Annotated in this window: 8 protein-coding genes, 1 tRNA gene and 1 pseudogene; 6 read left to right on the top strand and 4 right to left on the bottom strand. The window is 71.4% G+C overall.

Translation table 11 applies throughout. From position 1 onward, the window contains the following. The first annotated feature begins 13 nt into the window (after positions 1-13). Complete coding sequence (locus tag ACZ6S0_RS21495; RefSeq protein ID WP_465920257.1) at positions 14-910, top strand: LysR substrate-binding domain-containing protein; 897 nt, start codon at positions 14-16, stop codon at positions 908-910. An 827-nt stretch (positions 911-1,737) separates the two neighbouring features. On the opposite strand, the gene ACZ6S0_RS21490 is transcribed toward ACZ6S0_RS21495, so the two are convergent. Next, positions 1,738-1,811: transfer RNA gene (locus ACZ6S0_RS21490), tRNA-Ile, on the bottom strand. Between the two features lie 345 nt (positions 1,812-2,156). Here ACZ6S0_RS21490 and ACZ6S0_RS21485 point away from each other — a divergent pair. From ACZ6S0_RS21485 to ACZ6S0_RS21470, 4 genes and pseudogenes are all read left to right on the top strand, one after another. Next, positions 2,157-3,014 carry an endonuclease/exonuclease/phosphatase family protein gene (locus ACZ6S0_RS21485; RefSeq protein ID WP_465920256.1) on the top strand — a complete coding sequence of 286 codons (858 nt, stop codon included), beginning with the start codon at positions 2,157-2,159 and terminating at the stop codon, positions 3,012-3,014. Positions 3,015-3,145: 131 nt separating this feature from the next. After that, positions 3,146-3,631 (top strand): annotated as a pseudogene (locus tag ACZ6S0_RS21480) (exo-beta-N-acetylmuramidase NamZ domain-containing protein); the annotation flags it as partial. Next, on the top strand, positions 3,529-3,906 hold the full coding sequence (locus ACZ6S0_RS21475; protein WP_465920325.1) for a hypothetical protein: 378 nt from the start codon (positions 3,529-3,531) through the stop codon (positions 3,904-3,906). The pseudogene ACZ6S0_RS21480 and the gene ACZ6S0_RS21475, both read left to right, overlap by 103 nt. Before the next feature lie 329 nt (positions 3,907-4,235). Further along, positions 4,236-4,613 (top strand): DUF2255 family protein, encoded by a 378-nt coding sequence (locus ACZ6S0_RS21470; RefSeq protein ID WP_465920254.1) that lies wholly within the window; start codon positions 4,236-4,238, stop codon positions 4,611-4,613. Positions 4,614-5,187: 574 nt separating this feature from the next. Here ACZ6S0_RS21470 and ACZ6S0_RS21465 read toward each other — a convergent pair. The 3 genes from ACZ6S0_RS21465 to ACZ6S0_RS21455 all read right to left on the bottom strand — a co-directional run bounded on the left by ACZ6S0_RS21465 (position 5,188) and on the right by ACZ6S0_RS21455 (position 10,376). After that, complete coding sequence (locus tag ACZ6S0_RS21465; RefSeq protein ID WP_465920251.1) at positions 5,188-8,148, bottom strand: AfsR/SARP family transcriptional regulator; 2,961 nt, start codon at positions 8,146-8,148, stop codon at positions 5,188-5,190. A 186-nt stretch (positions 8,149-8,334) separates the two neighbouring features. After that, positions 8,335-9,633, bottom strand: coding sequence for a hypothetical protein (locus ACZ6S0_RS21460; protein ID WP_465920247.1), 1,299 nt, complete (start codon positions 9,631-9,633; stop codon positions 8,335-8,337). A gap of 155 nt (positions 9,634-9,788) precedes the next feature. Beyond that, entirely contained in the window at positions 9,789-10,376 is a 588-nt protein-coding gene (locus ACZ6S0_RS21455) for a TetR/AcrR family transcriptional regulator (protein WP_465920245.1), read from the bottom strand. Between the two features lie 149 nt (positions 10,377-10,525). Here ACZ6S0_RS21455 and ACZ6S0_RS21450 point away from each other — a divergent pair, with 149 nt between their 5' ends. Further along, positions 10,526-12,061, top strand: coding sequence for an MDR family MFS transporter (locus ACZ6S0_RS21450; protein ID WP_465920241.1), 1,536 nt, complete (start codon positions 10,526-10,528; stop codon positions 12,059-12,061). Positions 12,062-12,133: the final 72 nt, after the last annotated feature.

The raw sequence follows: 12,133 nt of genomic DNA, 5'->3' as shown, positions 1-12,133 counted from the left end.
GTAGCGTTAGCGCATGGAACTGGATTCAGGGACACTGACAAAGCTTCGAGCCTTCGAGGCGGTCGGGCGTCATCTTAGTTTCGCTAAGGCAGCTCAGGAGCTTTACGTAACCCCGGCCGCGCTCAGCCACCATGTGCGTCATCTGGAAGAGGAGCTCGGAGTTCCGCTCATCACGCGCCTGCACCGGCGCATCGAGCTCTCCCCCAGCGGGATGAGACTCCTCCCCGAGTGCTCGCAGGCGCTCCAGATCCTCAGCCGCGCGGTTCGAGAGGTCAAACGGACCGACCAGCAGGAGACTCTCACGGTCAGCGTCGCCCCGTACTTCTCGGCGCGGTGGCTGACCCCACGGCTGGGCCGGTTCTGGGCCCATCACCCGGACATCGACCTGCGACTGCACCACGCCTACCAGCCGGCCGACTTCCACACCGACAACCTGGACGCGGGGATCAACTGGTGTCCGGGCGACTGGCCCAACGCCGAGAGCACGCTGGTGCTGCACGGCAGGCTCACGATCGTGTGCAGCCCCGCCTACCTCAAGCGGTTGCCTCCCGATCCCTCCCCACACGACCTGCTTGGCCACAGGCTTATGTTCGAGTTCAGCATCAAGCATCTGATCCGCTGGTTCGAAGCCTCCGGCGTCAAGCTTTCTGAACCGCCCAGAGCCGATCAGGTAGACGATTCGCACACGCTGCGCCAGCTCGCCTTGGACGGCCACGGCGCTGCCCTGTTCTTCTCCGGTCTGATTCACGAGGACCTCCGGACCGGCCTACTCGTCCGCCCGTTCGACGTCGAGATCGATCCGGGCAGCGCGTACTACCTGACCAGGCCGAAGGACCGGCCGGTCGGGCGACGGCTGAAGCTCTTCACCGCATGGCTGATGAACGAGATCGCCACGAGCCCCTACGTGTGATCGCGGCCGCGATCGCTGCTCTACAGTGTGGCAACCATGGAGGCACCTCACGTTCTTCCCCTTCGCCTGACGCTCGCCCACCACGCTGTAGGCAGGAGCGCGAACGCGTACGGGATTTCCGCCGTCTGCTCGCGCTGGACCGGATTCCTCATGCTCGGCCCGAGTGGGCCGTTCGCTGCCCGCAATCCCGCAGAGACTCTGGAACGGTAGGCCCGTCGGGTCCTTCACTTGCTCACCTGACGCCTACCCGGGCGGCTATGAATCGAGCCTTGCGGTGACGGCCGGCCAATGCCTACGAGAAGTCCAAACCCCAGCCCCGGTAGTCAGCCCACGCGCGCTGATCGTCACAGATCCGGGCGGTGTACTCCACGAGTACTCACATGCCGCCTGACCTGCACGGATGGAGTTTTCGGCAGGCGCGGTGCCGCAGGTGACGTTCGTTTCAGAGCAGACATCGATCCAGAGGCTCACGGCGGCACCACCGCACCCGGGGGTCTGCGCCATGAACGGGCCGAGAGGATCACCGCGAGAAGCAGCGGATCCTTTATCTGCTGGTCACGGACGGCCTGGCGGGCAAGGCGAGCGGGCTTGGGCGAGGCTTGACCACGCATTCAGGCAACCCCTGGCCAGCGATGCCGCGCAGACCTTCCGGCTTGATCTTCTGGTGGTCATCTCTAGGGTCTGAACTGACGGTGACCGTCTAAACGATCTACCGCGTTACACAGTCCGTACACAAGAGCAACCGCCGAGCACCCGATCATGATCAACAACGAGCCCAGAGTTCGGCGAGAACCGAGAAAGCCCAGGTCGGGCGCGGCGTTGGAGAGTAGGGCGGGTGGGACTTGAACCCACGACCCACGGATTATGAGTCCGATGCTCTGACCGGCTGAGCTACCGCCCCTGGATGAAGTTGTGTCGACGTGCGGTGGACGACGAGAGGATCATGTCGAGCCCCGCGCATGCTAAGGCTAGAGCATCGGATCCGGTCGTGGCGCCCGCCGAGGAGAGATGTCTCCACCGACATCATTCCATGGTCCTCCGGGTTGGTGGAGCCCGAGTCGATCATATTCGGCCGGATGTGGTGCCCTTCTCGGGGTGGTTGCGGCCTGTGCCTCCTCCGTGGTCGCGGGAGAAGTGTTTTGGGGGGTGTCATCTGGGTGATGTTCGCCGTCCGGGTATCGGTTGTCCGGATTATGGAGAGTGTCCGTTTGTGAAAATTGGAGATCATGAACGGAGACCGCAGCCGATGAGACGATTCCTCCTCACCGCCACGCTCATGGCCGCCTCGCTCGCCACCGCGCTCGCCACCGTGCTTGCCGTGCCCTCGCCCGCCCTGGCCGAAGCTCAGGGGCGTGAGGTGCGGTTGCGGGTGGCGACGTACAACATTCATGCGGGGGCCGGGCAGGACGGGCGGTTCGACCTCGCGCGCCAGGTGGACGCGATCCGCGCGCTGAACGCCGACGTCATCGCGCTGCAGGAGGTCGACGCCCACTGGGACGCCCGCAGTGAGTGGCGGGACCTGGCCTCCGAGCTGGCCGGCGCGTTGCGCATGCGGGTGTACTTCGGGCCCATCTACGACCTCGACCCGCCGCAGGAGGGCGCGCCGCGCAGGCAGTACGGCAACGCGATCCTGTCGAGATATCCGATCCAGTACGCCGAGAACCACTCGATCACCCGCCTGTCGACGCAGACGCCGAACCCTGTGCCCGCCCCCGCGCCCGGCTTCCCCGAGGTCGTGGTGAACGCGAAGGGGGCCCGGGTGCACGTGTACGCCACGCACCTGGACTATCGGGCCGATCCGGCGGTCCGGCAGGCGCAGGTGGCCGACATGCTCGAGATCATGGCAGGGAAGGGCGCCCAGGTGCTGCTCGGCGACTTCAACGCCCGGTCCGGCGCGCCTGAGCTGGCCCCGTTGTGGCGGGAGCTGACCGACGCGATGGCGGGCAGGCCGGAGACGACCTACCCGGCCGACGTGCCGGACCGGCGCATCGACTACGTGGCCGTCTCCCGGTCGGTACGGGTGCTGGCCGCGGAGGTGCCGCGTACCACGGCCTCGGACCACCTTCCCGTGGTGGCCGACATCGCGGTCGGGCGGGGCCGTTGATACGTCGCAGGAGCCTGCTCGGCGGTCTCGCGGCCGGTGCGGGCGGGGCGAGCGATGCGGGCGGGGCGGCCGGGGCGGCCGGGGCGCTCGCGGCTCCCCCGGCGGCGCGGGCCGCGGCGACGGGCGGGCGGGTGTCCACCGGGCTCGAGGTGCTGATCGGCGGTGGCTATCGCGACCTGCGCGGGCGTCGGGTCGGCGTGGTCACCAACCCGACGGGAGTGCTGCACGATCTGCGGCACGAGGTCGACGTCATGGCCGCCGACGACCGGATCGACCTGGTGGCCGTGTTCGGGCCGGAGCACGGCTTCCGCGGTACGGCCCAGGCGGGCGGCTCCGAGGGCTTCTTCATCGACCCCTAGACGCGGCTGCCCGTCTACGACACCTTCGAGAAGACCCCCGACGAGCTGGCCAGGATCTTCACGAGCGCCGGGGTCGACACCGTGCTCTTCGACATCCAGGACGTCGGGCCGCGTTTCTACACCTACATCTGGACGATGTTCGACTCGATGGTCGCCTGCGCGCGGGCCGGGCTGCGCGTCGTCGTCCTCGACCGTCCGAACCCGATCACGGCCCGCCGCCCGCTCGGCCCCGTGCTGGACCCCGCCTACGCCAGCACGATCGGCGCCGCCTCGACGCGGTCCGGCTCGGCATCGCGGTGCTGTCGACGGTCAGGAGCCTGTACCCGGACGGGTTCGCCTGGTCGGACGTCGGCAGCCCGGGGTCGCCCAAGTACTGGATCGACAATCTCACCGGCTCGCCGTGGGTGCGCATCGCGCTCGACTCGGGCAGGTCGGTGGACGAGGTGATCGAGGGGTGGCAGTCCGAGCTGGGCCGGTTCGCGGGCGTTCGCGAGAGATATCTGATGGGGGTGGGAGAGCGGCTCATCTCCTGATGGCTCCCCTGACGGTTCGCCCTGACGGTTCGCCTGATAGGTCCGCTGGTGGCTCTCCTGACGGCGCGGGTGCCGCCGCCGAGCGCGGGCCGGGCCCGCCCGTCGCATCGGGCGCCCGGCCCCGCCGTGCCTCCGTGCGTCCAAGCGTCGGGGCGGCCTCGCTGATCCGTCGTCGCCCGCTTGACCTGCGTCTTCGCGGGGAATGGGGGCAGAGACGACTCTCCCCTCGACCGGGCCGCCGCGGCGGCAGACCGTGCCACGGGCGAACGCCGCGCCGTCAAGCAGCGGCCCCGTCCCTGACCACGACACCAGCACAGAGAGGGAGACCGATGGGCACGTGGACGAACGAGGAACTCAACAGGATCGAGTCGACCGCCGAGGTGGCGATGGCGCCCCTCGACGACGACGGCTCCCAGCGCGAACCGGTGACGATCTGGGTGGTCCGTGATGGCGACGACGTGTTCGTCCGGTCCTATCGGGGCCTCGACGGCGCCTGGTTCCGCGCCGCCAAGGTCAGCCACGAGGGTCACCTCCAGGCCGACGGCGTGGACAAGGACGTCACGCTGACCGAGGAGGCCGACCCCGACCTGAACGAGCGCCTCGACGCGGCCTACCGCAGCAAGTACAGCCGCTACGGGGCCGAGTACGTCGAGGCGATAGTGGCCGGACCGGCGCGGGCGACCACGCTCAAGGTCATGCCCCGCTGACCCGCCCCACCCCGCCCCGCCCCACCCCGCCTCGCCCAGCCCCGCCGTGAACGCGGTGCTGGGCGACATTCCCACGGCGTACCCGAACCGAGCGGCAGACGGGGGCAGGCGGGCGGATGGCCCACGCCGGACGATCGTTCCTGCGGTCTCTGTAGTGACCCTGTAGGGACTTTCTGGTGAGGGCTCTCATCCTGGACCCATGGCGCCGACCGCGCCTCGAAGGAACCAGGGAGACCTCCATGGGCAAGACCGCTCGTCGCCACGCCGCGTAGGCCATCAGCACCCCCTGCGCGGCCGTCTTCGTCCTCAACGGCTGACGAAGGCACGAGTGATCCCCCGGGAGGTCGCCTCCCGGGGGACATCGCGATCGGAAGGACGAGGCGTGTTCGGGAGCGGTACGCCGGCCTGGCTACGCCTGGTCGATGCTGCCGAGGCACAGGGCAGACCGGAGACGCCGTCCACGATCGCTCCACGTCCGAGGCGGCGGACCGGTGCGGCACGCGGGGACGTACGCCCCCGCTCCGCGCTCGACCCGCCCGCCCCTGACCGCCCGCCCCGGCCCACGGTGTGCGGGTCACTCGCCCAGGAGGCCGGCCACCTCCTTACCCTCGGCGGTGTCGCCGAACAGGGCGAGCGCCCCGCGCCAGGCCCCCGCCGACTCCTCGTGCCGCCCCAGCAGGGCGTAGGCCCGGCCGAGTTCCCTGAGCGTGCGGGCGCGCCAGACCCTGGGCCCGCCGTCGCCCAGCTCCGCCAGCGCCGCGTGCAGGTGGCGGAGCGCCTGGTCGAGGTCGCCCTGCTCCAGCCGTACGACGCCCAGGGAGTGCCCGGCCAGCGCCTCCCCCACCATCTCCCCGCACTCCACGAACAGCCGCCGGCTGGCCGTCAGCGTCTCGACCGCCTCGTCGAAGCGGCCCAGCGCGCCCAGCGCCTCGCCCAGCCGGCGCAGCACCTTGCCGGTCTCGACGCGGTCGCCGTTCGCCTCGGCGGTCAGCAAGCTCTCCCGGTAGCGGACGACGGCCTCGGCCGTCTCGCCCCTCTGGTGGAGTGCGGCGCCCAGAGCGCGCAGGAGGTGGCCGCGGACGACGTGGTCCTCCTCGCGGGTCACCGCCAGCCGCGCCCGCGCGATCTCGGCGGCCCGGCCGTACTCGCCGCGTTCGCCGTGGATCCAGACGGGCCAGGTCCACGCGTAGGCCAGGCCGGCGGTGTCATCGTGGTCCTCCAGGAGGTCGATCGAGGCGTAGGTGTCGATCAGGGCCTCGTCGACGCAGCCCGTCATGTGGCGGGCGGCGGCCCTGGCGATGAGCGCGTACGCGGCGCTGTGCGTGTCGCCTTCGCGGCCGAACTCCGCCAGCAGCTCACCGCACAGCTCCTCGCCCGGCAGGAAGTCGCCGCGCTCGATGTACACGCTGGCCAGCAGCAGCCGGGCCCGCAGCGCGGCGCGTTCGTCGCCGAGGGAGGTCACGATCTTCTGGACCTCCACGGCGTCGTCCAGGAACCTGTCCATGATCAGGTAGCCGGTGAAGTGGTGGGCCAGCTCGGTGGCGGTCCCGGTCAGGCCCAGCTCGGCGGCGCTGGTGAGGGCGAGCATCAGCGTGCGCCGCTCGGCCGCGAGCCAGGCCGCGCCCGCCCGTACGTCGGGGGCCGGGCCCGTCTCGGGCTCGCGCGCGTACGGCGGGGCCAGCGGGATCGGGATGCGCCGGGTGGCGTCCCTGGTCCGCCGCAGGGACTCCAGCACGTGCCGGGTCAGCGCCTCCTCCCGCCGCCGGGGGGACTCCTCGGCCTCGGCCCGTTCGCGCGCGTACACGCGCAGCAGGTCGTGCAGGCGGTAGCGGGGCTGGCCGGCGCCGTCCACCTCGGTCGAGGTGAGCATGCCGCGGGTGACCAGCGTCTCCAGCGCCGCGTCCGCCTCCAGCGCGGGCGCCCCGAGCAGCGCCGCGATCGACCACTCCGCGGCGCTGTCCAGCCCGGCCAGGCCCAGCAGCCGGAACGCGCGCCGCGCCGGATCGGGCAGCGCCGCGTAGCTCGGCTCGAACGTGGCCCGCACGTCCAGCCCGCCGACGACCAGCTCGTCGAGGCCGCGTCCGGCCAGGCGGGTGGCGAACTCGCTGACCGGCCAGACCGGCCGGGTGGCCAGGCGGGCGCCGGCGACCCTGATGGCCAGCGGCAGCCGGCCGCAGGCGCGCAGGATCTCCTCGGCCGCGCCGGGCGCCATGCCGATGCGGTCGGCGCCCGCCACCCGTTCCAGCAGCAGCAGGGCGTCCTTCTCGCCGGGCGGGTCGAGCGCGAGCCGTACGGCGCCTTCCAGGGCGGGCAGCCACGAGCGGGAGGTCACCAGGACGGCGCCGCGGGCCGTGCCGGGCAGCAGGTGGCGGAGCTGAGCCTCCTCGACGGCGTCGTCCAGGACGACCAGCACGGCCTGGTCGGCCAGGCGCTGGCGCAGCAGCCGGGCGCGTTCCTCGATCGGGGCCGGGATGACCGCGCCGTCCACGCCGAGGGAGCGCAGCAGCACGTCCAGCAGTTCGCCGGGCTCGCGGGGGCCGAGCGCGTCCTGGCCGAGCCGGACGAAGAGCTGCCCGTCGGGGTAGTCGGCGCGCAGCAGGTGCGCCAGACGCACGGCCAGCGTGGTCTTGCCGACGCCGGGCAGCCCGGAAACGAGGACGATGGGCGGGCTGAGCCGGTCTGTGGCCGCCCGCGTCAGCGACAGCAGCTCGGCGATCTCCGCCTCGCGGCCGACGAAGTCCGCGGTGTCGGCGGGGAGCTGGCAGAGCCGCTGGAACGGCGCGGGCGTCGCCGGGCGCGCGTCGAGCTCGGCGTCCCCGGCCAGCAGCGCGGCGTGCAGGCGGCGCAGCTCCGGCCCCGGCTCGATGCCCAGCTCGGCGACCAGGATCTGGCGGGCCCTGCGGAACGCCTCCAGCGCCTCGTCGCGCCGCCCGCTCTGGTGCATGGCGACGACCAGTTGCTCCCACAGCCGCTCGCGCAGGGGGTGGGCCGCGACCAGGGCGCGCAGTTCGCCGACGAGGTCGTCGCAGCCTAATGCGAGCCGTACGTCGATCCATTCCGACCTGGCCACCGCCAGGCGTTCCTCCAGCTCGGTGATGCGCGGGGCGAGGACGCCGCCGAGCGGGACGTCCTCGGCCGGGGCGCCCCGCCACAGGGCGATGGCGGCGGCGTACTCGTGGTCCGCGGCGGACAGGTCGCCGGCCGCCTGGTTGCCGCGCGCCCGGCGCAGCCCCTCTTCGAACACCAGCAGGTCCAGGCTGCCTGGCGGCACCTCGCACACGTATCCGGAGCCTTCTGTGCGCAGCCGCAGGCCACTGCCCTCAAGCCCGCGGCGGAGCTGGTGGACGTAGGTCTGGATGTTGGCGAGGGCCGAGCGCGGAGGATCGTCCCAGACGGCGGCGATCAGGCGGTCGGTGGAGACCGTGGTGTTGGGGTGCAGCAGGAGGGCGGCCATCAGGGCCCGCTGCTTGCGGCTGAGGCTGACCAGGCCGGAGGGGCCGCTCAGGCGGACGGTGCCCAGGATCTTGAAGTCCACTGGTCCTCCTCGTGCTCGATCGAAAGATCAGCTTTCCGGAAGGCAGTACACCCTTCGTTACCGGGTTTTGACAAACGCCGACGGCCGTGAGTTCGCTCCCCGGCGTCGGCGGCACCGGCCCGGCTCGGATGTTCCGAGCAGTTTAGGGGTCGGGCCCGCCTTGGAGGCGGCCATGAGCGCCCGTGGTCAGCGGACCCGGCGCACCCGGATCCCGTGCGCGTCGGCGCGCTCGACACCGCCCGCGTCGACGTTCGTGATGGGGATCAGCCCGCGCACCTGACCGGTACGCCCCCCGTCCGTCAGGCGGACGATCAGCAGGCCCGGGTCCATGCCGTGCGAGGAGTGCGGGTCGCCGGAGAGCGGGTTGGGGCCGCGGGTCGAGGCGAACACCCACGCCCGGTCGGGGGACGACGCGAACAGGTCGACGGTCGGATCGGCGCTGAACGGCGAGGTCAGCGGCACCGTGCCGGTGTGCGCGCCGGTGTGGCCGTCGAAGACCTCCGCGACGTTGGCGTCCCTGTCACCCACCCAGACGTGGCGGTCCCTGGCGCTGACCGCGGTGCCGTGCGCGTCGCGCTCGGGCGCGTCGTCGTCGTAGAGGCGTTCGACGGGAGGCGTGTTGGGCGGGTTGGCGGCGGAGTAGCCGCCGCGCGGCAGCCGGAACACGCTGAACTGGTCGAGGTTCGCCGGGGTGCCGCCGCCCCCGTCGCCGAAGACGGCGCCCTTGGCCTCGACGAAGCCGCAGCCGTTCGCGGGCACGTGGGCGGCGTCGTACTCCCCCACGATGGCCATCGGCGTGGCCCGCCAGTCCACCACGAACAGGCCGCCGCCGCGCAGGCTGATGAACACCGGGCCGTTGTCGGAGGCGATGAACGGGCAGATCGGCGCGTTGTCGGGGCGGATCGCGGGCGACTGGCAGGGGGCGCCGCCCGGCGTGACGCAGGTGGCGAGGTCGAGCGTGGCGGCGGACTCGTGGGTGAACGTGGCGGCGGCGTAGTCGGTGCGGACGCGTTCGAGCCTCTTGCCGTTCTGGTTGGCGATGACGAGGTAGCGGTCGTCCTCGGTGGGCCACAGGGCGTGCGCCTGACGGGCGCCGCCGGCCCCGGCCTCCGTGGACAGGCAGGCGAGCGGCTGCCTGGAGGCCGCGTCGAAGACGACCACGTGGCCGCTGGCGACGAAGGCGAGCGCGGCGTGGGTCTCGGCCTTGTTGAACACGATCATGTGGGGCCTGACCGGGTTACGTCCGGTGCTCGCCAGGCACAGTGACGACGTGGCGCCGCCGAGGTCGATCACGTGCGCGGGGCGGGCGGCCGACAGGCGGCTGGTGACGTTCTCGCCGTCGTAGACGTTGACCGTGCCGCCGTGGGTCAGTCCGTTGGTGTCGGACTGGTCGACCAGCCAGATCTCGTACGCGTCCCGCGGGGTTCCCGCCGCGCCGACGGTGAACGTCATCACGAGGGCGGCGATCGCGGCCGGCCATCTCATGGCGCCTCCCAGTTCGTCTTCTGCGGCGCGGGCTCGGCAGCGGGTTCGGGCGGTACGTGTTCTGCTCGGCCCCCTTCGGAGTGTCTCCGTCATCTCGTGACTGGACAAGGGATTGACATTTCACGACAGAAAGGGTCAAGGGCGGCTGGGCGGTGTCAAGTGAAGCGGCGGGCCACCTGGTCGAGGGCCTGGGACGAGAGTTCGAGCAGGGTGCGGGACTCCTGATCGGCGCACCAGCGCTGCGTGGCGACCCGGAGTGCGGCCAGGAAGGCGGCCGTGGCCAGCTCTGGATCGACGCAGTCCCGGCCCGGCCCGCGTCCGGCCACCGCCCGGCTCAGCTCGCTTTCCAGGTGGACCCGCGCCGCCAACTGCCGGGCCAGCAGGGAGGGGTGGCGCATGGCCAGGCGGGCGCGCAGGTGCCATTCCCTGTCGGGGCCGCCGTTCTCCTCGTACAGGCTCTCCAGGGCGCCGCGCAGCGCCCGCCAGGCGGAGTGTCCGGGCGGCTGCTCGCGCACGCGCCGCACGAGGGTGCCCAGGCGCCGCTCGTCGCCGTAGAGCAGCGCGTCCTCCTTGCCGTCGAAGTAGTTGGAGAACGTCCGCCGCGAGATGTTGGCGGCGTCGGCGATGGCCTCGACGGTGACGTTGTCGAGGCCGCGTTCGACGGTGAGCCGTAGCGCGGCCTCGTGCACCGCCTGGCGGGTCTCGGCCTTCTTGCGCTCACGCAACCCTGCTGTCGTGCCCATGATGAGTAACATCTTACCCATGGGGAATAAATTCTCAATGCGCAAAGTTGCCGCTTGAGCATGTATGGTGTCCGAGTCCTAACACTTCATCCCATGATCGGAGGTTGCGTGTGAGTGCCCAGCCGGCAGCGCCGTCCACGGCGGAGCCGATGACCCACCGCCAAGTCCTCGAAGCCCTCAGCGGCCTGTTGCTCGCCCTGTTCGTGGCCATGCTCAGCGGCACCATCGTCTCGGTGGCGCTGCCGCAGATCATCGGCGCGCTCGACGGCAGCCAGTCGCAGTACACCTGGGTCGTCACCGCATCCCTGCTGGCCTCGACCGCCTCGACCCCCATCTGGGGCAAGCTCGCCGACCTGTTCAACAAGAAGCTGCTGCTCCAGATCTCCATCGTGATCTTCATGGTCAGCTCGCTGGCCTGCGGGTTCGCACAGAACACGGGCCAGCTCATCGCCTTCCGCGCCGTCCAGGGCCTGGCCATGGGCGCGCTGCAGATCCTCGCCACGGTCATCATCGCCGCCATGATCACGCCCAAAGAGCGCGGCCGGTACAACGGCTACCTGGGCGCCGTCATGGCCGTGGCCACGGTCGGCGGCCCGCTGCTCGGCGGCCTCATCGCCGACGCCTCGTGGCTCGGCTGGCGCTGGTGCTTCTTCATCGCCGTGCCGTTCACCATCGCCGCGTTCGCGCTGCTGGCCAAGACGCTGCACCTGCCGACCGTCCGGCGGACGGACGTCAGCATCGACTACTGGGGCGCCACGCTCATCGCGGCGGGCGTCAGCGTGCTGCTCATCTGGGTCACCTTCGTCGGCAACTCCTTCGACTGGCTGTCGTGGCAGACCGCGGCCATGGCCGGTGGCGGCGTGCTGCTGCTCGCGGTGGCGACGTGGGTCGAGGCGAAGGTGCGCGAGCCGGTCGTGCCGCTGCACGTCATCAGCCGCCGTACGCCCGCCCTGGCCATCCTGGCCAGCCTCGCGGTCGGCATGGCCATGTTCGGCGGCTCGGTCTTCCTCGGCCAGTACTTCCAGATCGGCCGCGGGTACGGCCCCACCGCCGCCGGGCTGCTGACGATCCCGATGATGGTCGGTGTGCTGTTCTCCTCGACGATCAGCGGCAGGATGATCTCCAGGAGCGGCCGGACCAAGCCGTACATCCTCGCCGGGCTCGTCGTCCTGCTGGCCGGCTTCGCGGGTCTGGCGACCATCGACCACGAGACGAACCTGGTGCTGGTCTCGGTGTACATGCTGGCGGTCGGCATCGGCGTCGGGATGTCCATGCAGAACCTCGTACTGGTCATCCAGAACACCGTCCCGCTGCGCGAGGTCGGCGCGGCCAGCGGGGCGATCACGTTCTTCCGCTCGCTGGGCGGCACGGTCGGCGTGTCGGTGCTCGGCGCGGTGCTGGCCAACCGGGTGGCGACCAACATCGCCGAGGGGCTGGCCGCGGCGGGCATCCCCGCCGGCGGGAGCGCGGCAGGGGGCAGCCTCGACATCGCCTCCCTGCCCGAGCCGGTCAAGGGGATCGTGCGCGCCGCGTACGGCGACGCCACCGGGCACATCTTCCTCATCTCGGCGGCCATCGCGGCCGTGGGGCTCGTCGCGGCGGCCTTCCTCAAGCCGGCCAAGCTGCGCGACAGCCTCGACCTGCCCGAGCAGGCCCCGCAGCAGGAGGCCGCCGCCCGCGCGTGACGCGCACCGCCACCGCCCGGCTCGGGGTCCGGGTCGGCGGCTCGTCCAAAGGCCGGTCGAGAGCGGGTCAGC

Source organism: Nonomuraea sp. NPDC051298 (assembly GCF_055586305.1).
This window is presented reverse-complemented; position numbering and strand designations above follow the sequence as displayed.